The sequence below is a fragment of the Streptomyces sp. NPDC059008 genome (assembly GCF_042749045.1).
Classification (GTDB): Bacteria; Actinomycetota; Actinomycetes; order Streptomycetales; family Streptomycetaceae; genus Streptomyces.
Map to the genome: position 1 here is coordinate 187,178 of NZ_JBHYJC010000013.1, position 22,903 is coordinate 210,080.

Below are 22,903 nucleotides of genomic sequence, written 5' to 3' on the forward strand. Positions count from 1 at the left end.
ACCGAGGCCACCGAGCAGGCGCTGCGCGGGGCGGTGCTGCTTCCGGTGAACAACTCCGAAGTCACCGCGCGGGCCGCGTGGTTGACCATCGGGTGGCGAGCGAGGGCGGAACCCGCCCGGCGGTGCACCTCATCGCGTCCGCGTTGCCCGAATGAGTCCGGAACGGTCCTTAAATGGGCCCGAACCTGCCCTCTGTTGCGTGAAAGTAAACGGAGTTGAGCCTGAATGCTTCAAGTCGCAAGATCTTTTGCCCGGTTCTGGCGCCCTTTGAGATTTTTGCAGGCTTGTTGCTTATCTCACACGGCCGGGTCCCCCTTGAATTGGACTCGTCAATCAGACAGGGTTTCGAGCCAGCCCGACGCAGATTTTCCTGTGTGCAAGGGCTGTTGACGCAACGCTTTCCCCCCACACCACGAACGAGGAGAACCCTCGCAATGGCTCACAAGCGTTCCAGCAAGAAGCGGCTCATCACGTCGATAGCCGCCGCGGTCGCCGCGACGGGTGTCGCCGCGGTCACCGCCGTCACCGCGGGCGCATCCCCGGCCCCGGCCGAAGGCAAGATCTACGGAGCCGAGGCCAAGGGTGCCGTCAGCGGCAGCTACATCGTCATGATGAAGAAGTCGGTCCGCACCGCGCAGAGCGGCGACCTGGCCGCCAAGTACGGCGGCGAGGTCAAGCGGAACTACTCCTCCGTCGGCGGCTTCTCGACCACCGGTCTGAACGAGGAGGAGGCCAAGCGCCTCGCCGCCGACCCGGCCGTCGACAAGGTCGTCCAGAACAAGAAGTTCCACATCGACGCCACCCAGGACAACCCGCCGTCGTGGGGCCTGGACCGCATCGACCAGGCGGACACCGAGGGCGACAAGAAGTACAACTACCCCGACAGCGCCGGTGAGGGCGTCACCGCGTACGTCATCGACACCGGTGTCCGCATCAGCCACAAGGACTTCGGCGGCCGCGCCAGCTCCGGCTTCGACGCGATCGACAACGACGACAACGCCGACGACGGCAACGGCCACGGCACGCACGTCGCGGGCACCATCGCCGGCGAGGCGCACGGTGTCGCCAAGAAGGCGAAGATCGTCGCCGTCCGCGTGCTCGACGACCAGGGCTCCGGCACCACCGAGCAGGTCGTCGCGGGCATCGACTGGGTCACCAAGAACCACAAGGGCCCCTCGGTCGCCAACATGTCCCTCGGCGGCGGCGCGGACGAGGCCCTCGACGCGGCCGTGAAGAAGGCCATCGACTCCGGTGTCACCTTCGGTGTCGCGGCGGGCAACGAGTCCGCAGACGCGGGCCAGGGGTCCCCGTCGCGTGTGAAGGAGGCCATCACGGTGGCCTCCAGCACCGACAAGGACGAGCAGTCCGACTTCTCCAACTTCGGCAGCGTGGTGGACCTCTACGCCCCCGGCTCCGACATCACCTCGGACTGGAACACCGGCGACGACGCCACCAACACCATCTCCGGCACGTCCATGGCGACCCCGCACGTCGTCGGTGCCGCCGCGGTCTACCTGGCCGGTCACCAGGACGCCAAGCCCGCGGACGTGGAGAAGGCCCTGACCGAAGGTGCCACGCCCGACAAGATCTCCAACCCGAGCGAGGGCACGCCCAACAAGCTGCTGAAGGTCGTCGAGTAGTCGCCTCAGCTCCACCCGCCGGCCGTCGCGCTCGCCCCCACGGGGCGCGGCGGCCGGCGTCGTCGTGTGCACTGGAGCCCCGCACCCCGTCACCACTTCACCGTTGACGGGGTGCGGGGCTCGTTCGTCTGACGGGGTGCGGGGCTCAGCCGTCCCAAGTCGCCAGGCCTGCGTAGACACTGTCTACGACCCTCTGGTAGACAGTGTCTATGAGTGAACCCGCACAGGACGCGGGCCTGCGTGCCCGTCTGGTCGAGGCCGGTGTCGACCTGGTGAACAGCCAGGGCGCACAAGCCCTGTCGCTACGGGAGATCGCCCGCCGGGCCGGCGTCTCGCACGGGGCCCCGCGCCGGTACTTCCCGACCCACCTGGCCCTGCTCTCCGCGATCGCGCGCCAGGGCTTCACCGAGCTGGCCGCCGTGGCCACCGAGGCGCTCGGCACCGAACGGGCGGACCCGCGGTCCCAGCTCGCGGCGTTGGGCAGGTGCTACCTCGACTTCGCACGGACCCGCCGCGGGATGTTCGAGCTGATGTTCCGTCACGACCTGTTGGAGAGCAATCAGCACGGGCTGCGGGAGACCAGCCTGCCGCTGTTCGGCCTCCTCGTGGACCTCGTCGCCCGCGTGCGGCCGTCCGCCGGCCAGGCGCCACCGGTGGTCGCGGGCGCGCTGTGGGCGAATCTGCACGGCATCGCCCAGCTGTGGGGATGGGGCAGCCTCCAGCTCGCGACACAAGCCGACGACGTCGAACCGCTGCTGCGCGCCGTACTGGACGCGCACCTCGGGCCGGAGGACCGATGACCTCGATCCGCCATCGGCGCCTCACACTCGCCGGCAGCATCACCGGGGCCGCGATCGTCGCCCTGGACGGCACCGTGCTGACCGTCGCACAGCCCACCCTGCAACGGGACCTGCACGCCTCGTTCGTACAGGTCCAGTGGACCAGCACCGGCTACCTCATCGCCGTGGCCGGCCTGCTGGTCTTCGCGGGCCGCCTCGGCGACCGGTACGGCCACCAAAAGGTCTTCGCCACCGGGATCCTCGGCTTCGGCGCCGCTTCGGCGGGCATCGGTCTGGCATCCGGTGTCGGCTGGGTGATCGGCCTGCGCGTCGCCCAGGGAGTCTTCGGCGCACTGCTGCAACCGGCCACGCTGGGGATGCTGCGCGCCGCCTACCCGTCCGACCGGCTCGGCATGCCCCTCGCACTGCGCACCAGCGCCATCGGACTGGCGGCCGCAGCCGGCCCGGTGGTCGGCGGCGCGCTCGTCGCGCACCTGGGCTGGCGGGCCGTCTTCTTCCTCAACGTGGCACCGGCGGCGCTGGCGGGGGTGCTGGCGCTCGCCGTACGCCTGCCCGCGGGGGCCCCGCAGGCGCCGCGGCGGGCTGCCGCCTCCCGGCTCGACCTGCCCGGCGCCGGCCTGCTCGCGATCACCCTGGTGTGCCTGGTCCACACCCTCGTCGCCCTGCCGGAGGCGGGCTGGACGACGACCGTCGTGCTGGGGTCGGTCGCGGCGACGGTCGCCGGTGCCGCGTTCGTCCGGCACGAGCGGCGTACGGCAAGTCCGCTCGTCCCACCAAGTGTGCTGGGCTCAGGGCCCGTTGCCGCCGCGCTCACCGTCCTCCTGTCCGCCTCGGCCGCCCTCTTCGGCACCCTGTTCGTCGCCACCTACTTCCTGCAGGACGTCCTCGGGCTGGACCCGCTCCAGTGCGGTCTGCGGGTGCTTCCGCTGGCCGTGATGACGGTGCTGAGCGCACCCGCCGCAGCCGTACTGCAGCGCAAGCACGGCCCTCGCCGTACCTCCGCCGTGGCGATGGCCCTGGTGACCGCCGGCATCCTCCTCCTCGCCCAACTCGACCACGGCTCGACGGCGTTGACGATCGGCGCGGGCTGCTTCCTGCTCGGTGCCGGCTTCGGCGCCGTGATGGTCACCGCGACCGCCGTCATCGTGCGGCATGCGTCCGTGGGCGACGCCGGGGTGGCCGGTGGGCTCCAGCAGACCGCGATGAACATCGGCCCCACGCTCGGCGTCGCCACCGCGACCATGCTGACCGGCCTCACCGCCACGACGGGCCGCACGCTCGTGGTCCTGGCGGTCATCGCCGCACTCGGCACCCTGACCGCCCGCGCGCTGCCCGCGTGTGACCGAGCGCAGTAGTTGGCGGAGGGCCTCACGGTGGGGCCATGTCAGGGCCTTGCTGTGGACGGCTGTTGAGACTGCGTCCTTGCGGTGGCCCCTGAGCGCTTGAGTTGGCCCGGGTGAGCGTCGTCGGTTGGTCCACCGTCAACGCCCCTGTCCAGAGGGTGGTTGTTCGGCGAACGAGGTGCGGTAGGCGCGCGGGCTGGTCGCCAGACGGGAGGTGAAGTGCTGGCGCATGGTGACCTCGCTGCCGAAACCGGACCGGCGGGCTACCTCGGGCATGGGCAGGTCGGTGCGCTCCAGGAGCTTCTGGGCCGTGGCGATGCGGTGGTCGACAAGCCAACGCAGCGGGGTGGTCCCGGTGGCCGCCGCGAAGTGCCGGGCGAAGGAACGCGGCGACATCCTGGCGCGGGCGGCGAGCGCGGCCACGGTGAGCGGCTCGTCGAGATGCGCCAGGGCAAAGGCGCGCACCTCGGCCAGCACGTCCGCGGTGCGGTCGGCCTGCGGGGTCGGATGTTCGATGAATTGGGCCTGGGTGCCGGTTCGGAAGGGTGCGGTGACCATGGAGCGGGCGACTGTCGCCGCAGCCTCCGCGCCGTGCGCGGCACGCACCAGATGCAGGCACAGGTCGATGCCGGCGGCGGTTCCGGCGGCTGTCCACACATTGCCGTCCTCGACGAACAGGGCGTCCCGCTCGACTCGCACCTGTGGGTGTCGGGCCCTCAACAGATCAGCCAGCGCCCAGTGGGTCAGCGCCCGGCGGCCGTCCAGAAGTCCCGCCTGGGCGAGGGTGAACGCGCCGCCGCACAGCGCGGCGATGGTGGTGCCCCGGGCATGGGCGCGGCGCAGCGCTGCGAGGACGGGCTCGGGTGCTGGGGTGACGTGGTCGTCGAGGCCCGGCACCAGGATCAGTTCGGCGCGGGGGAGCCAGGTGAGGGTGCGGTCCGGTGTGAGGGCGAGCCCGCCGCGCATCGGTACCGGTTCGGGGCCCGCGGCCACCCGGCGCAGCTCGAACGCGGGCACCCCGCGGTCGGTGCGGTCCGTGCCCCATACCTCGGTGATCACCGAGACGTCGAAGGGCCGGATGCCGGGGAAGGTGAGCAGGGCGATGCGGTGTGCCGGTGCGGGTCGGGTCACCCTGGCAGTAAACCATCGATCGCTGTCTTTTCACCTCCTGTGAGCGGGCCCGGCGGGGCGGCAGGATCGTGGGCATGGAGATCACACAGAACGCGGCGCTGGTAGTGGTGGACGTCCAGAAGGGCTTCGACGAATCGGAGTTCTGGGGCCCGCGCAACAACCCGGCCGCCGACGAGAACATCGCCTCGCTGATCACGGCCTGGCAGAACACGGACCGGCCTGTCGTCTTCGTACGGCACGACTCGATCAAGCCCGGCTCGCCGCTACGGACCGGATACGAGGGAAACGACTTCAAGGACTACGTCGAGGAGCGGCGCGGCAAGGGCGGCGGGCCGGAGCTCCTCGTCACCAAGTCCGTGAACTCGGCGTTCTACGGCACCCCCGACCTTGACGACTGGTTCAAGGCGGCGGGCGTCACCCAGGTCGTACTGGCCGGCATCCAGACCAACATGTGCGTGGAGACCACCGCCCGTATGGGCGGCAACCTCGGCTACGACGTGCTGGTCGCCCTCGACGCCACCCACACCTTCGACCTGACCGGCCCGAACGGCTGGCATCTGACGGCCGACGAACTGGCCCGAGCGAGTGCCGTCTCGCTGCACGGCGGGGGCTTCGCCCGGGTGGTGACGACCGACGAGCTGGTAGCCGCTGTCCGCCCCTGACACCCCAGACCAGGGGTACGGGCCACCTCCGACACGCACCCGGGGCAACTCGACCGCTCACAGGCCGGGTCAAAGACTCACTCGTTTCGCGTGAGGGCTTCCTGAGCGGCGATGTGGTCGCTCAGAGCCGGCCGCGTCTCCTGGAGAACGAGGTGGCGGGCGGCGGACCAGGCCGCCTTGACGATGGCGGACGCGACCTGCAGGTCGGCGAACCGTTGGAAGGAGAGGTCAGCAAGCTGGGAGGCGTCGAGCCGGTCCAACAGGACGCGCCCGAAGCGGTCTTGCCGTAGTTGGCCCGGCCGCTGGTCGTGACGCCCGCGCGCGTCGGGTCGTTCTGCTTCATCGTGGTCGGAACTCACCGCAACAGAGCGCTACCAGGCCACGACCCGCCAATTGGCTTGCTCATCCGCCCAGTGAAGATCTCGGTCGCACGCGTGTCACACGGGCAACTCCCCCGCAGTCCCCGAGAGTTATCCACAGGAGGCGACCTCCGAAACCGATGCCCGCTCGATTCCACTACCGTCGGTGACATGCACGGAGGACTGCCGTTCATCGGCATCAGCACCATCGTCTACGGCCTGATCGGCCTGATCGCCGCCGCGACCGGCGCGATCCGTACCACGGGGGGAGCTCGACATGCACACCATCACCGTGATCGTCCCTGCTCATAATGAGGAGGAGGGGTTACCGGCCACGCTGGAGTCGCTCGCGTGCCAGACGCTCCGGCCTGACCGGATCCTGGTCGTGGACGACGCCTCCACGGACCGCACGGGCGAGGTGGCCTCATCACACGGCGTGACGGTGCTCCGCCCGCCGCACAACCTCGGCAGCAAAGCCAAAGCTCAGAACTACGCCCTTCCGCACTGCACCACCGACCTGGTCCTGGCCGTCGACGCGGACACCGTCCTCGCCCCGGACTACATCGAGACCGTGGTCCCCGCCTTCGACGACCCGGCCGTCTCCGTCGCCGCCGGCATGGTCCGCACCCGGCACACCCGCACGATCTGGGAGCGCGGACGCTCCACGGAATACCTCTTCGGCTTCCACTGGCACCGCCCCATCCAGGCCCGCTCCAACAGCCCCATGGTCTGCTCCGGCTGCTGCTCCGTCTTCCGCCGCGACGACCTGATGTCCTTCGGCGGCTTCCCCGAGCGCACCATCGTCGAGGACATGGACTACACCTGCATGCCCCTGGGGGAGTGACCCTACGATCTCGCCAGGTGGGGCGGCAAACATGCAGGTCAGAGTCGGTTTCTGCGCCACTTTCGGTATGTGCACGTGTGGCAGGCTGGAACCAGGTCTGGCAGGGCTGATGCTGACTCGATGCTGACTTTCCTGATGGGGCATCAGGAGCTGGTGCTGGGGGCGCAAGGGTCAGGAGGTTGGCGCCGGGTGCCGCCGTGCCATGGTCGACGACGTCTTGGGTCTGTGGCCGGTCAGGTCAACCTGGGGTGGTGGGAGTGTTTGCTGGCGGCGTGCTGGGCACGCCCGGGTGAGGTCGAGTGGCCCGTCCTCGTGCACCACTGCTCGATCACCTCGAACGGCTGGGCAACAGCCTCTCGCCCGTGCCGGCGTGCACCACGGACGGCTTCAGCGGCGCCGTTGGCCGGGGGCCGGGCGGTGCCTCGGTGCGGCGCTAGCGGTCGCGGCGCTGTGGCGAGCGATCAGAGCGGCCAGGAGCCGGGGGTCGCGGACCTCCTGTGTGTTAGCCACGACCGGTGCTTCAGCCGAGGCTTCTGTGCAGCTTTCGTACGTTGACAGCCTGATAACGAACTCACCTGCCAGAGCAGCACATTCGCGGCTGCTGTTCTGCCTGGGCGGGGATTCGAAGACGGGGGATAGATGACCGAAGCTGGCTGAAGCTTGGCCTGTGCGGGAGTGCGTTCAATAGGGACCGTAAGGGCTCCAGCCGCGCATGAACGGTTTGAGATCGTCGGGGCGAGGGTCGGGGATGTCCGGCGGCCTGGGTGTTCCGTTGAGTGGGTTGAGGCGTTGCATGTGGGTGTCGGCCCAGGTGATCCATGCTTCGACTGCGTTTTTCTCCTCGCCTGCCGGCATGGTTTCTGCGTGTCTGCGTAGTGCGCTGAGATACTCGGCGAGGCGGGTCGCCTGGCGCCACGCTGCCTCTTGGGATTCGAGGTGCTGGACGCGGTATGCCTCTGCGTAGTCGATCTCTGCCTGTCGCTTCGCGGCTTCCCAGCGCAGGCGCTTTTGCCGTGCGGCTTCCAGGTCGGCCAGTCGCTTGCGTTCGGCAGCTTCTCCTCGCAGGCCTACTTCCTGCACGATCTCGGCGAGTTGGTCCTCAAGGGGGCGGTTGGCGGTGTCGGCCCATTCACTGGCCCGGTGCGGCTGCCCACCGTTGATGTGGATCCGCAGCCGGTTGGCGGGGGAGTAGTCGTAGCGCGGAATCCTGGTCCAGGAGTACTTCTCGGCGTCTGCGAGTTCCTTCTTTGTGGGGATGTGCTCAGTTCGGTCCTGTTCTTGGAGGACGAGGAAATCGCACTGCTGGCCTTGGGCTGTGATCGTGAAGTGTGGTGGGCTGTTTCGTCGCCGGTGTGGTGGGGGTGCGCCTTGTGCTGTGCCGACTGCGCTGGTGTGGCCCAGTTTCTGTGTTGCGGTGAGCAGGGCGTGGATGAGGCGGAGAGCTCGGCCCTGTACGGATGTGGTCAACCCCATGGGCCGGGGGTGCTTTTGCAGGGCCTTGACGACCGGGTGGGGTTTGGTGAGTCGTGTGGGTACCGGGATGGGTGGCAGAACGGCCAAGCGCCATGCGGGAGTGTCGACGAGCTGGATTTCGTAGCCGTCGCGGCACCAGCCTGCGTGGAGTTCTTTGTCTTTGGGGATCTTTCCTGATCTGCGTGCTGCGGCTACGCGGATCGGCCATTTCTCGGTCTCTCGGCCGGTGGCCTCGCGCTTGACGATCCGCCCGCCGGCTTCGGCGAGCTCGTCCAGGAGCTGTTCCGTAACAGTCTTGGCTCTCTTCCGTGGAATGGGGTCGGCTCTCTGCGGAACTACTGCGCGCGAGGTTTCCTGCGCCTTCGAGACGTGGCTTTCGGCGCGGGCGGATTGCTTGGCTCCGGTCTTCCGTCTAGATGTTCGGCCTTTGCTTGCAGCGAGGAATTGTCAAGACTTGTGGAGGGGGAGTGGTTGCCTGCTGGCAGGCGAAGGGACTTGAGTCTCCAGTAGGGGGAGACGTAAAGGTGGGGGCATGGACGGTGACACGCTCTACTCAATCGGCGAGCTCGCTCGGCGGACCGGTCTCACGGTCAAGACCATTCGGTTCTACTCCGATCGCGGAATCGTGGCGCCGACGGACCGCAGCCCGGCCGGCTACCGCTTCTACAACATCGACGCCGTCGCACGCCTGGACCTCGTGCGGACCCTGCGCGAGCTGGGACTGGACCTTCCCACGATCCGCAGGGTCGTGGACCGCGAGCTCTCGCTTCCCGAGGTCGCCGCGGCGCACGCCGAAGCTCTGGGAGTGCAGATCCGCGTCCTGCGCCTGCGGCGCGCGGTGCTGACGGCGGTCGCCGAGCGCGGGTCCACACCTGAGGAGACGGAACTCATGCACCGACTGGCCCAGCTCTCCGAGGACGAACGCCGACGTCTGATCGGCGATTTCCTCGACGCCGTCTTCGGCGGTCTTGACGCTGCCCCTGCATTCGCGGGGGTCATGCGCTCAATGACCCCCGAGCTGCCCGACAACCCGGAGGCGGAGCAGGTCCAGGCGTGGGTGGAGTTGGCCGAAATGTCCCTGGACCCGGATTTCCGCGCCGTCATGCGGCGGATGGCCGAGGACCAGGCAGCCGAGCAGGCCCGAAGCGACACGATGGGCCCGCGCCGCGACATTGCCGCAGCCGTTCGCGACCAGGCCGACCCGGCCCTGACCGCCGGCATCGACCCGGCCTCCTCCCAGGCCGATCCGATCGTCGCGGCGTTCATGGCGCACTACGCGCACCTCATCGGCCGCCCCGACGACGTCGAGCTTCGCCGTCGGCTGGCGACTCGGCTGGAGAGCGTGAACGACCCCCGCAGGGAGCGATACCTCCAGCTGCTCGCAGTGGTCAACGGCTGGCCGGTCCCGGAGAGTCTGGCTCCAGTGTTCGACTGGTCCGTCCAGGCTCTGCGCGTCCGGACACAGCAATGACGGTGCGGTCGCAAAACGGCATGGGCCGGACGCGGCTGGCGTCGGGTGAAAACGCCGCCGCACATGATGGGTTTATGAATGCCTCCGTCGTACTTCAGGTGGCCGCGACGTCGGCCTCTCCCGCTCTCGTTCTTCGCCCCTGGCGCATGGAGGACGTTGCCGCATTGGTCAGGGTGAGCCGGGATCCCGCATTGCGCCAGTGGGCGAGCTCTGGTGTGGACAACGATGCTGACGGGGCACGGTGGGTGCAGGCCCAACAGCGGGGCTGGGCAGCGGGGGACCGGTTCGGCTTCGCCGTCCTTGAGGCACAACCCGGTTCAGTTCGCGAACAGTTGGTGGGCAACGTCGTCCTCAAGGAAGTCGCCTCCGGCAAACCGGCGGCCGAGGTGGGCTACTGGACCGCGGCCCACGCTCGCGGGCGGGGAGTGGCCCCCCGCGCTCTGGAGGCACTCACCAACTGGGCCTTCGACGCCTTCGAAGCCGACGGGCTGGAGCGTCTCGAACTCCTGCACCAGGTGGACAACCTGGCATCGTGCCGGGTTGCGCAGAAGAGCCGGTACGACTTTGACAGCCTCCTGCCCGCGGCGCCGCCTTCCTTCCCCCGCGATGGCCACCTGCACATACGGCGCACGAGTGCCTGAGCCCCTCCCGGCTTCTGCGGATCGGCTGAGGCTGCTCACGCCACGAGGGTCTCGGGGCGTTCGACGAGGTGGCCGCGTTCGAAACGGGTCCCGGCACGGACCAGAGCGACGAGGCGGGGTGCGTTCACAGCCCGCCAGCGGGCCTGGGCGGACTCGACCAGCTTGAAAACCATCGCCAGCCCGACGGCCCGGCTGCCAACACCCTTGGTCACCTTGGTCCGCAGCCGCACGGTGGCGAACGTCGACTCGATGGGATTCGTGGTCCGCAGGTGGATCCAGTGCTCGGCGGGGAAGTCGTAGAACGCCAGCAGCTCGTCCTCGTCGTCCGTGATCTTCTTGACGGCCTTGGGGTATTTCGCGTTGTAGTGCCGGGTGAAGACGGCGACGGCTTTGCGGGCCTGGTCCTTGTCCTCGGCGTTATAGATGTCCTGGATCGCGCGCTTGGCCGCGGGCTGGGCCGACTTCGGCAGGGACCGAGAACATTTGCGGTTTTGTGAACCCAGCATCTTTGTTCGCGGGTGTCGGGGAACCCGCTGATCTTCGGGGACTTCCGGGCCCAAGGCGGCAGGATCGCCGAGGAGAACCCCCTGCGTTCGCCCGTGTCGAGGTCGGTGCGCTTGTCGTTCACCCGCAAAGCCTTCACCTCCACGGTCCCGGCCGCGGTGGTGACCTTCCTCGGGCTCCCGACCACGGTCCGGCACCGCCGCCAATGAGTTGTGGCAGCGACCCACCAGCAGCCCGAGGGGCGGCGTGTACCGGCCTTGAGCACGACGTACACCGATGGCCGGCGCCCCCTTCGGGCGCCCGCCATCGTGTGGACCGGGTCAGGCTCCCGGATCGTGGGCGGCGCCGACGAGTTCTCCCAGGACGTCTTCCATGGTGACGAAGCCGATGACGGTGCCCTTGTTGCCGGTGACGGCGGCCAGGTGGGTGCCGGCGGCGCGCATGGCGGTCATGGTGTCGTCCAGGGGAGTGTCGAGGGCGACCTTGGTGATCGGGTGCAGGGAGGTGCGGGGGAAGGGCTGGGTGCGGTCGTCCGCGCCGAGGGCGTCCTTGATGTGGAGGTAGCCCAGGATCGCCTCGCCCGGCCCGGTCACCGGGAGACGGGAGAAGCCGTTGGCGGCGGCCGCCCGTTCCAGGCCCTGTGGGGTGATGTCGTGGCCGACGGTGACGACCCTGTCCAGCGGAACCATCACTTCCCCGACCGGGCGGGTGCCGAGTTCGAGGGCGTCCTGGAGCCGTTCGCCGTCTTCGGGATCGAGCAGGCCGGCGGCGCTGGAGTCCTTGACCAGCCGGGCGAGTTCGTCGTCGGTGAAGACGGAGGCGACCTCGTCCTTCGGTTCAACCTTCAGCAGGCGCAGCAGGGCGTTGGCGAACGCGTTGATCCCGAAGACGAACGGCCGCAGGGCGCGGGTGAGGGCGACCAGTGGCGGGCCGAGCAGCAGCGCGGTCGGTGCCGGGGCGGCGAGCGCGATGTTCTTGGGGACCATCTCGCCGATCAGCATGTGCAGATACGTCGCCAGGGTCAGCGCGATGACGAACGCGATCGGGTGGATCAGCGCCGCGGGGACGCCGATGGCATGGAACGGCGGTTCCAGCAGGTGGGCGATGGCCGGTTCGGCGACCGCGCCGAGCACCAGCGAGGAGACGGTGATGCCGAGCTGGGCGGTGGCCAGCATCGCGGACAGGTGCTCAAGGCCCCACAGGGCGGTCCGCGCCCGTCGGTTGCCCTTGCGTGCGGCCGGTTCGATCTGGCTGCGGCGCACCGAGATCAGGGCGAACTCACCGGCGACGAAGAAGGCGTTGGTGATGAGGGTGAGTGCGCCGATCAGCAGCTGGACCGTGGTCATCGGGCCCTCTCCTCGGTGCTGGTGGAACGGGCGGGCGCGGTGATCGAGACCCGGTCGGCGCGGTGGTGCTCGACGTCGAGGACGGACAGTTCCCAGCCGTCGACGGTGACGCTGTCACCCTGTGCCGGGATGCGTTCCAGGCGGGTGGCGATCAGTCCGGCCAGGGTCTCGTACGGGCCTTCCAGGCCGGACAGGCCGATGGCTTCGAGCTGGTCGAGACGGATACTGCCGTCAGCCTCCCAGACACGGCGGCCGTCCTGGTCCGAGCCCTGGAGGAGGTCGGGGACTTCCAGAGGGTCGTGCTCGTCGCGGACCTCGCCGACGACCTCCTCGACGATGTCCTCGACGGTGGCGACGCCGGCGGTGCCGCCGTACTCGTCGATGATCACGGCCATGGTCCGGGCCTTGCGCAGCCGTCCGAGCAGCGTGTCCACGGGCAGCGAGTGGGGCACCAGCAGCGGCGGGGTGATCAGGTCGGTGACCGGAGTCATCACCCGCTTGTCCTCCTCCAGCGCCAGGACGTCGCGGATGTGCAGGGTGCCGATCACCTCGTCCAGGCTGTCGCGATAGACCGGGAAGCGGGACACGCCCGTCGCCAGGGTCAGGTTCGCGGCGTCGGCGGCGGTGGCGTGGGCTTCGAGGGCCTGGACGTCCACCCGCGGAGTCATGACGTTCTCGGCGGTCAGCTCGCTCAGGTGCAGGGTGCGGACAAACAGTTCGGCCGAGTCCGCTTCGATCGCGCCCTCGCGTGCGGAGTGCTGGACGAGCGCCACCAGCTCCTCGGGGGTGCGGGCGGAGGCGAGCTCTTCCTGCGGTTCCAGGCCGACGCGGCGTACGGCGCGGTTCGCGGTGTTGTTCAGATGCCGGATCAAGGGCGCGAACGCGGCGGTGAAGCCGCGCTGCGGTCCGGCCACGACCTTGGCGACGGCCAGCGGGCTGGAGATCGCCCAGTTCTTCGGGACCAGTTCACCGACCACCATCAGCACCACGGTCGAGAGGCCGACGCCCAGGAAGGTGGCGAGGGTGGAGACCGCACCGGCGGGCAGGCCGACGGCTTGAAGCGGCCCGCGCAGCAGGGCGGCGAGCGACGGTTCGGCGAGCATGCCGATGACCAGCGAGGTCACCGTGATGCCCAGCTGGGCACCGGAGAGCTGGAAGGTCAGCCGTTTGGCGGCCTTCAGCGCGCTCGCGGCGCCGCGCTCACCGGCTTCGGCGGCGCGCTCCAGCTCACCGCGCTCGATGGTGGTCAGGGAGAACTCGGCCGCGACGAACACCGCACACGCCAGGGTGAGCGCCAGGGCCAGGAGCAACAGCAGGACTTCGGTCACCGTGCCACCTCCGGGACCTCACGTATGTGCGGTGGGCAGGATGTGGCACGGCTGGGACTGGGAGGTTCACCCATTGCGGGTCTGCTGCTCCTTCTTGGCTCATCGGTCGGGCGGATCGGGCGGATCCTGAATGGGTCGCGCGGATCCTGAGTGGGGCGCTGAGGCGACACGCCCTGATCCCCAGAGTAAAGGACCGGCAAAGCATCCCCATGAGGTGACTTCCGTCACCCCATCCGGGTGCTTTTCGGACGTTCCCCGGCCGGCAGCCGGGCTGCCGCCTGCGTGAGGCGCCTCAGCGCTATGTTTCTACATGCGTGTAGAAAACGCGAGGGGCTGCCTAGATGTTCTGGCTGCCCTGCGGGCGATGGGCAGCCAGCCGGGAGGGGCGCGCCACAGTGAGCAGGTCATCAGCCGCCAGGCGCGGCCACCGCAGCGGCGTGCCGCCCGCGTCATCCGTCCGTGGTCTCCCTGGCAGGGCTGTCGCGGCTTCGATCGACCTGGACAGCCACGTAGCCATCCCCTGCCGGCGGTTGGGCTCGCCCTCTTGGGGCGGCCACCGGCCGGCGGCTGAGAACCACACGTACACATGAAGGAGTGAACGCCACGATGGTGTTCAAGCGGCTGCTCGGCTCGCTCGGCGTGGGCGGGCCCACGGTGGACACGGTCCTGGAGCCGGGCGCGGTGCTGCCCGGCGGTGCCCTGAGCGGGCAGGTGCATCTGAAGGGCGGTGACAGCGACTTCACGATCGAGCACATCACCCTGGAGCTCGTGGCCCGCGTCGAAGCGGAGCACGACGACGGGGAGTCCGAGGGTGCGGTCGTCTTCGACCGGTTCAGCGTCGGCGGGAACTTCCGCCTCGCCGCCGGCGAGCGGCACAGCGTGCCGTTCAGTGTGATGCTGCCGTGGGAGACCCCGATCACCGAGCTGTACGGACAGGGCCTGGGGATCGTGCTCGGGGTGCGCACCGAGCTCGCGGTCTCGGGCGCGAAGGACAAGGGCGACCTCGACCCGCTCTCCGTGCGCCCGCTGCCGGCTCAGGAGGCGATCCTGGAGGCGCTCGGGCAGCTCGGCTTCGGCTTCAAGTCCGCGGATCTGGAGCTGGGGCACATCGGCGGCACCGGCCAGCGGCTGCCCTTCTACCAGGAGATCGAACTCGCCCCGCCCTCGCAGTACGCGCATCAGGTCAACGAGATCGAGGTGACCTTCCTCGCCGGTCCGGGCGGGCTGGAGGTGATCCTGGAGGCCGATAGGCGCGGCGGCTTCTTCTCCGAGGGTCACGACGCGCTCCACCACTTCACCGTCAGCCATCATGGCGTCGAGCAGATCAACTGGCACGCCGAAGTCGACTCATGGATCCGCCAGCTGGTCGAGCACCGCGCCTCCTACGGCGGCCACGGCTCGCACGGGCATGTCGACGCGCACCACGGCAGCCACCACCACGGGCACAGCGACCCGTACGCCGCTCACGGCGGCCACCCCCACAAGGACGGGCACGGCCACGGCGATCACCACCACGGCGACGGGCACGGGCACCGTTCTGGGCCGGGCATGGGCACGGCGATCGCGGCCGGTGCGGCGGGGCTCGCCGTCGGTGTGGTGGGCGGCATGGTCGCGGCCGAAGTCGTCGACGAAGTGGGTGACTTCTTCGAAGGCGACGAGGAGGACGAGGGCGATGAGGACTGAGGCGCCCGCGCTTCCCTGCTAGCTTCTACATCAATGTAGAAGGAATGGTGGTCCGGACGGCCGCTGACACGTACGGAGTTCTCATGGCCCTGTGGGACCGCATGAAGGAGTCCGCATCGACGATGCAGACTCAGCTCAACGCCAAGAAGAACGATCTCAAGAGCGGCGCCTTCCGCGACGCGAGCCACGAGTTCGGCCTCTAGGTCGTCAAAGACCGGGCGACGGCTGTGGAGAGCTCCGAGGTCATCAGTTCGATCGTGATCGGGATCGTCATCGGCACGCTGGGACGGCTGGTCCTGCCGGGTCGTCAGTGCATCAGCGTGCTGTGGACGATCGGCGTCGGTATCGTCGCGGCCTTCGTCGGCACCGGCATCGCCGCCGACCTTGGAGTGGCGGACCCCAAGGGCATCGGCTGGATGGAATGGCTCGTCCAGATCGGACTCGCCGCCGTCGGCGTAACCGCCCTCGAACGCGCCAAAGCCCATAGCTGATCAAATAGCCCGGTGGGGTTGCTGCCGCAGCAGGGCGCCGCGGCAGCAGCCCCCTGCTGTACGGCCACCCGGCTACATCGGCGTGGCCGCGTGCAGGATGAAGAACAGGGTGACGGCCGAGTTCGCCGAGGACAGCGCCGAGACGGTGGTGCCTGCGGCGGCTGCCCAGGCGGCCAGACCGACCGTGGTGAACACCGGCGGCCAGGTACGTCCGGTAGGGGTGGGGCCGAGCAGGGCGGCGACCCGGCGGGGGACGGGGCCGGCGGCCGCGAATCCCGCGAGCGTGGCGATCGGCGCGCCCCGGGAAACCAGCGCGGACTTGCCGATCGCCCGTGCCACCGTGCGCCGGCTGCCGACGCGGGTGGCCGCGTCCTCGTCCGCCCACCGCTCGGCGGTGTAGAGGACGGCGGTACGCAGCGGCCGAAGGAACGGGTTGGCCCGCGCCGCGAGCTGCACAGTGAGCAGGAACCGGTGGTGACGCCCTGCCAGATGGGCCCGCTCGTGGGCGAACAGGGCACGCCGCTCGGCTGCGTTGAGCCCGGCCAGCATCGCGGTGGTGACCACGATCCGGCCCCGCCTGCCGGGCAACGCGTACGCGTACGGGATCTTGTCGGGCAGCACCGCCACCGGCGTGGCGGCAAGCCCCGCAAGGGCGCATTCGGCACGGCGGCGTACGCGGTGATGCCGCCACGCCGTCCGTGTACACGCGGCGAGCACAGCGATCAGGGCGGGGATGGCTGCCCGGCCCGCGACCTCGTCGTAGGGCACCGCTTCACGGACTTCCGGGTCCGACCAGCCATCGGGGAGCGGGTTGCCAGGCAGCTGGGCGGTGCCGACCACCATCAGCAGGGCCAGGCACAGGGTGCTGCACACGGCGAACACCCCGGCGACCCCGGTCAGCAGCCAGGTCGCCGCCCGCGGGTGAAGATGCTGCTCGGCCAGGCGCGCGATCGGCCAGGCCGTCAACGGCAAGACCAGCGGCAGGAAGACGAAGACCCCCATGGCGTCAGTCTTCACCCTCCTCGGATGCCTGGGCCAGCAGGCCACGCAGCACCTGTTCGTCGCCCGGAGACAGGGCGGTCAGGAAGCTGGCCAGCACCGCCTCCCGATCCGCCTCGGCATCCAGGACCTTCCGCATCCGCAACGCCGCCAGCCCCGCCTCATCGGCCACCGCAGTCCACTCGAACACCCGGCCCACCCGCTTACGGACGACCAAACCCTTGATCTGCAGCCGGGTCAGGATGGTCATCACCGTGGTGTAGGCGAGGTCGCCACCCACGCGTCTTCGAACCCACGCTGCGCTGACCGCCCCTGGGGCCTTGCACAGAGCGGCGAGCACCTGCGCCTCCAGCTCGCCCTGGCCGCGTCGGCGGGGCTGCTGCTCCAGACCACCGTTGTTCTGGTCCGTCACGTCCATCTGCCTCCCCGCCCGGGTTCCCCGCACGTCGTCGCGGGGTGGTTCATCGTAATCAGTCGCGGCCCGGCCGCCGGGCAGCCTTCCGGCACGCGCTCCGGGGCCCAAACCGTCCCCCGGCCGCCGCAGCCCTCTTCCAGACACTCTGCCCGAGAACCCTCAGCAACTTCTACAGTGTTGTAGATTCCCCGGCAGCCGGTCGGGGTGCCGCCTGACCGGAACAAGCTGTCGGCACCAGGCCGGCATCCGTGACAGGCCCGCCCGTCAGCAACGTGACCGGGCGAGCGCGACAGCGCCCGTCTGCCCGCACAGCCGACGCCCGGTGGGCAGACACGATCGGGGACTCTCATGCACGCACGTGACCGCCTTGAGGCTGAGGCGGAAGACAGAACGGACTTCGAACAGGTCCTGAGCCTTGCCCTGGACACCCCGCAGTTCCGCGAGGCCCTGCGACGTCCCGGCGCAGGCACCGATATCGAGAGTCTGCGCTCCCGGGCAATGGCCGCGGCCCAGGCCATCTCCGCCGCGGCCGCCACCGAGTACGGCGCCTATCTCCGTCTGCGGGCCGCCACCGGACGTCCCGCAACTCAGCGCATCGCGCACCCTCAAGAGGAGAACGCCTCGACGGGCTGGCGCGGGCTTCTGACTGCGCTGGCCGTGCTCGCTCCGGTGCTGTCCGCCACCGCATCGGTGATATTCCTGCTCCTCGGCTACGGCCTCCACCTGACCGACACCCAACGGCGCCTCGCGGACGCACTCGTGCACGTCGGCTGGATCACCGCAGCCCTGACGGCACTCGCGGCCCTCACCGCAGCCGCCGCTCTGATCGTCACCGCCATACGGCACCGCTCCGCGTCCAGCGGCACCCCGCGGCACGACGCCCCTGCCGTCACCGAGGCCCGCGCAGCATGGCGCCAAGCACTCCTGGAACGCGGCATGCTGCCCTTCCTGCGGCGGCAACTGCACCTGCCCGCATCAGCCCCCGACGCCGCCGCACCGCCCCAGCTGCCCGTAGGCGTTCCGCCCCAGCAGCGCCGCACCCGGCTGGGCTACGCCAGCCCCGACTTCACAAGCCCGGACTTCACCAGCCCCACAGCGCCCTCGCGGGACTGATAGCCCTACGCCCCTGCGCCCCCTGCGCCTCGGCCGACAGGCTGAACGCACATGGCTGACGCGGAAGCCCCCTGCCGCCGACTTCTACAGTGCTGTAGATTCCGGCAAGCCGCCCACGCAGCGTGGGGCCTGCGCGGCCCGGCGCCCGAGCATCAGGAGAAAGCACATGGGAGTGACGCTGACCAAGGGCCAGCAGGTCAGCCTGGAGAAGTCCGGCGGAGGTGCCCTCAGCGTCGTGCGGATGGGCCTGGGCTGGCAGGCCGCGCCACGCAAGGGCTTCCTCGCCAGGCTGACCGCCCGCGAGATCGACCTGGACGCCTCCGCGGTGCTCTTCGCCGGCAAGGAGGCCGTCGACGTCGTCTTCTTCCAGCACCTGATCAGCAACGACGGCTCGGTCCGCCACACCGGCGACAACGTCGTCGGCGGCGCCGGCCAGGGCGGCGACGACGAGTCGATCCTCGTGGACCTCCAGCGCCTGCCCGCGCACGTCGACCAGATCGTCTTCACCGTCAACTCCTTCACCGGGCAGACCTTCGCCGAGGTACAGAACGCCTTCTGCCGCCTCATCGACGAGACCACCGGCCAGGAGCTGGCCCGCTACACCCTCTCCGGCGGCGGGGCCTACACCGCCCAGATCATGGCCAAGGTCCACCGCACCGGCGGCACCTGGAACATGTCCGCCATCGGGGAACCGGCCAACGGCCGCACCTTCCAGGACCTGATCCCGGCCATCTCCACCCACCTCTAGCCATCTGGCTGCCGCCCTCTACCGGGGAGAAGACGAACACCCATGTTCGGCATCAGTGAGATCGCCATCATCCTCATCGTCGTCATAGTGATCTTCGGCGCCAAGAAGCTCCCCGAACTCGCCCGCTCCATGGGCAAGTCGGCCCGCATCCTCAAGAGCGAGGCCAAGGCGATGAAGTCCGACCAGACCCCGCCGACCGCAGCGGACGCGTCCTCCCCCGAGGCCGCAGCCCCGCGCATCATCAAGGCCACCCCAGGCGATGTCACCAGCCCACGCCCCACAGCCCAGCCGGGCAACGACACACCACGGCCCTGACCACCTCGCACGTCACGGCCCTGGCCACCTCGCGGCTCTTCCCACCAGGCGGACACGTCCCCGCAGGGGACCGCCTGCCGGGCCGGCATCAGCCACCCCACCGCATCGGAAGGCAGCACCTCACGTCATGGGCATCATCAGCTGGATCATCCTCGGGCTCCTGGCCGGAGCCATCGCCAAGCTCCTCCTGCCCGGCCGCGACCCGGGCGGCCTCATCGGCACCACCCTCATCGGCATCGCCGGCGCGTTCACCGGCGGCTGGCTCTCCGCCAAGTTCCTCGACCGGCCCATACCGAACCAGTTCTTCGACCTCGCCACCTGGGGCGCGGCCATCGGCGGTTCCCTGGTCCTGCTGATCGCCTACCGCCTGCTGTTCGGCAACTCGCGCGATTGACTGCCGACAGGCTCCCAGAGCTTGTGGCCATCACCGGGATTACGCCCCGGCGATGGCCACGGCCGCAGTCACCACCTGTCCACGGACGCAAGCTCAATTCCGGCCGCGCGCCATCCCCACCGGATCCTTCTTGAACGCCCACGTCATCTTGGGCTCCATCGCGAACCGGAACATCCGCTGCACAGGCGGTGTGCACAGCAGAGTGATCACCGTTCCCGCGATCAGGGTCAGCACCACCGCACCCCACGGCGTGTGCATCCACGCGTAGGCGTCGTACCAGCCCCAGAAGCGCGAGCCCTTCGCGAGGAATCCGTGCAGCAAGTAGCCGTAGAGGGTGCCCGCGCCCAGCCCCGTACACCACATCGTGCGCCCCGGGATCCAGGCGAAGAAGCAGGCCACCAGCACCATCGAGCAGCCGAACATGGCGCGAAGACCAACGCGAAGGCGAAGACCGGCACCGCCGCGATCCGCGCTCGCTTGTTGCGTACGAGCTTGAAATGCCGGGGCTTGAGGCACAGCCCGAGCACGAAGAACGGCAGGAACTGTAGTACCCGCTGAAGGCCCAAGTCATCGCCGATGTCTGGCGAGATGGAGGCGAGGACGGCGATGGCCAGGGCTAGCGGAAGCGGCGACCTCCTCCCGCAATTGGTGGACGCGGACGCTGCGGCCCGCAGCCCGCAGCTCCAGCCACAGCGCATCCGCGCGGGACGCCGGACAGGTGCCGGAATCTCTCAAATCTACAACGCTGTAGAAAATCACGCGTAAGATCCTGCTGCGTCATAGCCATGGATCTGCCGGACGGACCGTGGGCGTGCGGCGATTCGAGGATGTACCGATGAGACTCTGCTTCCTGGTGGAGGAGCAGTACCGTCACGACGGCATGCCGCTGGACGTCATCCGCCAACTCACCACCTGGGGCCACCAGGTGGACGTACTGCGTCCTGGCAGGTCCCTGATCCGCCTCTCCGAGGCGATACAAGCCGGCAGCCACGACGCCTGGGTCCTCAAGACCGTCTCCGGCGGACCGGGCCTGACGCTGTTGGAGGCCGCCGCGTCCGTCGGCCTGACCACGGTGAACGATGCCCGCGCGATTCGCGGCGTACGAGACAAGACACTGGCGGCGGTGATCGCCCGCAGCCACGGGCTGCCCGTCCCGTTCACCTACGCGGCAACCCACCCCGAGGAGTTCACGGCCATACCGGAGGAGGACTTTCCCCTGGTGGTGAAGCCCGCCGACGGCAGCTCCGGGCGCGCCGTCCGCCTGGTCGCGACACCGGACAGGCTCATGGATCCGGGCGCGGAGCCGGCAGGCGGCGGTCTGCTTATCGCCCAGCCCTACGTCCCCAACTCCGGTACGGACCTCAAGGTGTACTGCGTCGGCGGCGAGCTGTTCGCGACCGAGCGACGCTCACCGCTGCACCCCAGCCGCGCCGTACGGGAGCGCCAGGTCCCGCTCACCCCCGAAGTCGCCCGCATCGTCACCGAAATCAGCACGGTCTTCGGCCTCGACCTCTACGGCGTCGACGTCCTGCTCGGCCCCGACGGGCCCGTGGTCGTCGACATCAACGACTTCCCCAGTTTCCGCAAGGTCCCTGACGCGGTCGCCCGGGTGTCGGCGGCCGTGCTGCGTCTCGCCCGCACCAGCGGCGGCCAGCCGGTCACCGCACCGGCTCCTGCGACGCCCGTCCTGATCCCGGCCCAGCCAGGCCCCTCGATCAGTGGTGCACGCGGTGCTCAGTAGGGCGCGGCGAACCGCCGGCCGGTGGTGGAAGTCTGCGCACCGCTGCTCGGGACATGGCTGCTGCTGAAGGAGTTCCGTTCTGTGACCGACTCCGCCCGTAGCCTTTACGAGGCCGCCTTGCGCCGTATCCGGACGAAGCGCCAACTGCGCCGTGCGGGCGTCAAGAGCGTACGTGTCACCCGCGACGTCGCAGTAGTAACGCTGCATGGGCCGATTGGTGGGGGCCAGGCGGATGCTCTGTCGATGCGGCTGCGGCAGTGGGTCCAGGACGGCGCCCGTGAGCTGGTGCTGGACATAGAGGCGGTGCCGACCCTCACAACAGCCGGAGCCGACGCCTTTGTACCTGCCCTGGGCGTGCTCTGCCGGACCGGTGGCCATCTGACCGTACGCGGCGCCAACCAGCAGGTCATCAAGACGCTCACCCGCATGGGGCTGGCGTCTCTGACCGGGATCACCCCACCGGAGCCGCCGAGCACCCCTTGAACCGTGGCTGGTTCCGTGCGGGAGCAGGCTTACACGGGCGCGGCTGTGACCACTGTGCCCTCAGCGGTGTCCTGGTCGGGTCGGGGGCGCTGTCCGGGGATGCCTGGCAGTCGGCTCTCCATGCGGAGGCGGCGTTCGTCGGCCTTGGCGCACAGGGCCTGCGCCGCCTGGTTGAAGCGGACCGAGGACGGCGGGTCGGACGGTCCCAGCAGATGTTCCTTGAGCTCGGCCCGCTCCGCCGCGAGGGTGTCCAGCTGCGGATTGCGGACCGAGGCGAGCAGGGCCTTCACCCCGTCCGCGTCGGGGGTGAGGATCGTGGCCGCCCGCACGGTGGCGAAGTTCGCCCGGAAGTCGCCCTCGGCCATCCCCGACGTGTTGGCGACCGCGTACGGCTTCTCGCTGGTCAGGTAGTCGGAGACGACGCTGGAGACATCGCTGATCAGCACGTCCGCCTGGTTGAAGCAGTCGAAGATGCCGGGGCGGGCGGTGGTGATGATGCGGTGCTCCCACTCGGGGAAGGAGTTCCAGTACGCCTCCTCCCAGGCGGCGCCCGCGGCCTCCACGGCGGCCGCGCGGCCCTCCTCGGGGGTGCCCTGCAGCCGCATCCGCTCCAGCTCGTCCGCGCTCTTGCGGAACGCCGAGGTGGTGAGCGCGGTGAGCTCCTCGGTACGGCGGGCCAGCTCGGCGGCGGCCTCGGGGCCGGGCCGGGCGCCGCTGCGCCGGCCGTTGGCCTCCTCGATCATCGCCTGGATGCGGACGTTGGCGGCGCCCGCGCGCGGGTCCACGGAACCGGTCATCGGGTGCGGCTTGTACAGCAGCCGCACGTCGTCGTCGGCGAGCAGCTCGCGGACGATGTTCTCGCCGGCCAGGATCACCGAGGTGTTGCCCGGGTTGCCGTCCCAGCCCTCCCAGGTCGGGGCGTACAGCACGGTGGTCGGCCGGCCGGCCGGGGCGCCCTCGTAGGGCCGGATCGGGGCCA

The 22,903-nt window shown here is 69.5% G+C and carries 22 protein-coding genes and 4 pseudogenes; 16 read left to right on the forward strand and 10 right to left on the reverse strand.

Annotated elements, in window-relative coordinates; genetic code table 11:
- Positions 1–434 precede the first annotated feature (434 nt).
- From ACFWZH_RS18505 to ACFWZH_RS18515, 3 genes are all read left to right on the forward strand, one after another.
- Positions 435–1,640: a S8 family serine peptidase gene (locus ACFWZH_RS18505; RefSeq protein ID WP_384431669.1), complete on the forward strand. Its 1,206-nt coding sequence runs from the start codon at positions 435–437 to the stop codon at positions 1,638–1,640.
- 209 nt (positions 1,641–1,849) lie between these two features.
- Positions 1,850–2,440, forward strand: a complete 591-nt coding sequence (locus tag ACFWZH_RS18510) for a TetR/AcrR family transcriptional regulator (protein ID WP_384431672.1) — start codon at positions 1,850–1,852, stop codon at positions 2,438–2,440.
- Complete coding sequence (locus tag ACFWZH_RS18515; protein WP_384431675.1) at positions 2,437–3,795, forward strand: MFS transporter; 1,359 nt, start codon at positions 2,437–2,439, stop codon at positions 3,793–3,795. Before ACFWZH_RS18510 ends, ACFWZH_RS18515 begins: the two co-directional genes overlap by 4 nt.
- Positions 3,796–3,921: 126 nt before the next feature.
- Here ACFWZH_RS18515 and ACFWZH_RS18520 read toward each other — a convergent pair whose 3' ends face one another.
- Complete coding sequence (locus ACFWZH_RS18520; RefSeq protein WP_384431678.1) at positions 3,922–4,914, reverse strand: GlxA family transcriptional regulator; 993 nt, start codon at positions 4,912–4,914, stop codon at positions 3,922–3,924.
- Positions 4,915–4,988: 74 nt separating this feature from the next.
- Here ACFWZH_RS18520 and ACFWZH_RS18525 point away from each other — a divergent pair, with 74 nt between their 5' ends.
- Positions 4,989–5,576 (forward strand): cysteine hydrolase family protein, encoded by a 588-nt coding sequence (locus ACFWZH_RS18525; RefSeq protein ID WP_384431681.1) that lies wholly within the window; start codon positions 4,989–4,991, stop codon positions 5,574–5,576.
- Positions 5,577–5,653: 77 nt separating this feature from the next.
- Here the strand turns inward: ACFWZH_RS18525 and ACFWZH_RS18530 are convergent, their stop codons facing one another.
- The gene (locus tag ACFWZH_RS18530) at positions 5,654–5,935 is read right to left on the reverse strand and encodes a hypothetical protein (RefSeq protein WP_384431683.1); all 282 of its coding nucleotides are present in this window, start codon (positions 5,933–5,935) and stop codon (positions 5,654–5,656) included.
- Positions 5,936–6,212: 277 nt separating this feature from the next.
- Here ACFWZH_RS18530 and ACFWZH_RS18535 point away from each other — a divergent pair, with 277 nt between their 5' ends.
- Entirely contained in the window at positions 6,213–6,779 is a 567-nt protein-coding gene (locus ACFWZH_RS18535) for a glycosyltransferase family 2 protein (RefSeq protein WP_384431686.1), read from the forward strand.
- 681 nt (positions 6,780–7,460) lie between these two features.
- Here the strand turns inward: ACFWZH_RS18535 and ACFWZH_RS18540 are convergent.
- The gene (locus tag ACFWZH_RS18540; RefSeq protein ID WP_384431689.1) at positions 7,461–8,252 is read right to left on the reverse strand and encodes a hypothetical protein; all 792 of its coding nucleotides are present in this window, start codon (positions 8,250–8,252) and stop codon (positions 7,461–7,463) included.
- Between the two features lie 532 nt (positions 8,253–8,784).
- Here ACFWZH_RS18540 and ACFWZH_RS18545 point away from each other — a divergent pair.
- Together ACFWZH_RS18545 and ACFWZH_RS18550 are read left to right on the forward strand one after the other, a co-directional pair.
- Positions 8,785–9,723 (forward strand): MerR family transcriptional regulator, encoded by a 939-nt coding sequence (locus ACFWZH_RS18545; RefSeq protein ID WP_384431692.1) that lies wholly within the window; start codon positions 8,785–8,787, stop codon positions 9,721–9,723.
- A gap of 74 nt (positions 9,724–9,797) precedes the next feature.
- Positions 9,798–10,364 (forward strand): GNAT family N-acetyltransferase, encoded by a 567-nt coding sequence (locus tag ACFWZH_RS18550; RefSeq protein ID WP_384431695.1) that lies wholly within the window; start codon positions 9,798–9,800, stop codon positions 10,362–10,364.
- A gap of 35 nt (positions 10,365–10,399) precedes the next feature.
- On the opposite strand, the pseudogene ACFWZH_RS18555 reads toward ACFWZH_RS18550, so the two are convergent.
- The 3 genes and pseudogenes from ACFWZH_RS18555 to ACFWZH_RS18565 all read right to left on the reverse strand — a co-directional run.
- A pseudogene (locus ACFWZH_RS18555) lies at positions 10,400–11,040 on the reverse strand (transposase); the annotation flags it as partial.
- A 148-nt stretch (positions 11,041–11,188) separates the two neighbouring features.
- A complete protein-coding gene (locus ACFWZH_RS18560; protein ID WP_384431698.1) occupies positions 11,189–12,214 on the reverse strand; it encodes a hemolysin family protein in 1,026 nt (341 codons plus the stop codon).
- Entirely contained in the window at positions 12,211–13,542 is a 1,332-nt protein-coding gene (locus tag ACFWZH_RS18565; protein WP_384431701.1) for a hemolysin family protein, read from the reverse strand. Before ACFWZH_RS18565 ends, ACFWZH_RS18560 begins: the two co-directional genes overlap by 4 nt.
- A 606-nt stretch (positions 13,543–14,148) precedes the next feature.
- Between ACFWZH_RS18565 and ACFWZH_RS18570 the strand changes: the two genes are divergently transcribed.
- From ACFWZH_RS18570 to ACFWZH_RS18580, 3 genes and pseudogenes are all read left to right on the forward strand, one after another.
- On the forward strand, positions 14,149–15,225 hold the full coding sequence (locus tag ACFWZH_RS18570; protein ID WP_384431740.1) for a sporulation protein: 1,077 nt from the start codon (positions 14,149–14,151) through the stop codon (positions 15,223–15,225).
- 83 nt (positions 15,226–15,308) lie between these two features.
- Positions 15,309–15,410, forward strand: a pseudogene (locus tag ACFWZH_RS18575) (Tellurite resistance TerB); the annotation flags it as partial.
- Between the two features lie 42 nt (positions 15,411–15,452).
- Positions 15,453–15,716, forward strand: a complete 264-nt coding sequence (locus ACFWZH_RS18580; RefSeq protein WP_384431704.1) for a GlsB/YeaQ/YmgE family stress response membrane protein — start codon at positions 15,453–15,455, stop codon at positions 15,714–15,716.
- Between the two features lie 72 nt (positions 15,717–15,788).
- Here the strand turns inward: ACFWZH_RS18580 and ACFWZH_RS18585 are convergent, their stop codons facing one another.
- Together ACFWZH_RS18585 and ACFWZH_RS18590 are read right to left on the reverse strand one after the other, a co-directional pair.
- Entirely contained in the window at positions 15,789–16,718 is a 930-nt protein-coding gene (locus ACFWZH_RS18585) for a M56 family metallopeptidase (RefSeq protein WP_384431743.1), read from the reverse strand.
- Between the two features lie 4 nt (positions 16,719–16,722).
- Positions 16,723–17,133, reverse strand: coding sequence for a BlaI/MecI/CopY family transcriptional regulator (locus ACFWZH_RS18590; RefSeq protein WP_384431707.1), 411 nt, complete (start codon positions 17,131–17,133; stop codon positions 16,723–16,725).
- A gap of 345 nt (positions 17,134–17,478) precedes the next feature.
- Between ACFWZH_RS18590 and ACFWZH_RS18595 the strand changes: the two genes are divergently transcribed.
- The 4 genes from ACFWZH_RS18595 to ACFWZH_RS18610 all read left to right on the forward strand — a co-directional run bounded on the left by ACFWZH_RS18595 (position 17,479) and on the right by ACFWZH_RS18610 (position 19,700).
- Positions 17,479–18,243 carry a hypothetical protein gene (locus ACFWZH_RS18595; RefSeq protein ID WP_384431710.1) on the forward strand — a complete coding sequence of 255 codons (765 nt, stop codon included), beginning with the start codon at positions 17,479–17,481 and terminating at the stop codon, positions 18,241–18,243.
- A 166-nt stretch (positions 18,244–18,409) separates the two neighbouring features.
- On the forward strand, positions 18,410–18,991 hold the full coding sequence (locus ACFWZH_RS18600; RefSeq protein ID WP_384431713.1) for a TerD family protein: 582 nt from the start codon (positions 18,410–18,412) through the stop codon (positions 18,989–18,991).
- Between the two features lie 42 nt (positions 18,992–19,033).
- Positions 19,034–19,306, forward strand: coding sequence for a Sec-independent protein translocase subunit TatA (gene tatA, locus ACFWZH_RS18605; RefSeq protein ID WP_384431716.1), 273 nt, complete (start codon positions 19,034–19,036; stop codon positions 19,304–19,306).
- A 127-nt stretch (positions 19,307–19,433) separates the two neighbouring features.
- Positions 19,434–19,700 carry a GlsB/YeaQ/YmgE family stress response membrane protein gene (locus ACFWZH_RS18610; protein ID WP_384431718.1) on the forward strand — a complete coding sequence of 89 codons (267 nt, stop codon included), beginning with the start codon at positions 19,434–19,436 and terminating at the stop codon, positions 19,698–19,700.
- 93 nt (positions 19,701–19,793) lie between these two features.
- On the opposite strand, the pseudogene ACFWZH_RS18615 reads toward ACFWZH_RS18610, so the two are convergent.
- Positions 19,794–20,335 (reverse strand): annotated as a pseudogene (locus ACFWZH_RS18615) (hypothetical protein); the annotation flags it as partial.
- A gap of 200 nt (positions 20,336–20,535) precedes the next feature.
- On the opposite strand from ACFWZH_RS18615, the gene ACFWZH_RS18620 reads away from it, so the two are divergent.
- Both ACFWZH_RS18620 and ACFWZH_RS18625 read left to right on the forward strand, forming a co-directional pair.
- Positions 20,536–21,441, forward strand: a complete 906-nt coding sequence (locus ACFWZH_RS18620) for a RimK family alpha-L-glutamate ligase (RefSeq protein WP_384431721.1) — start codon at positions 20,536–20,538, stop codon at positions 21,439–21,441.
- 81 nt (positions 21,442–21,522) lie between these two features.
- Positions 21,523–21,924, forward strand: coding sequence for an STAS domain-containing protein (locus ACFWZH_RS18625; RefSeq protein ID WP_384431724.1), 402 nt, complete (start codon positions 21,523–21,525; stop codon positions 21,922–21,924).
- Between the two features lie 29 nt (positions 21,925–21,953).
- Here the strand turns inward: ACFWZH_RS18625 and ACFWZH_RS18630 are convergent.
- Positions 21,954–22,903: pseudogene (locus ACFWZH_RS18630) on the reverse strand (hypothetical protein); the annotation flags it as partial.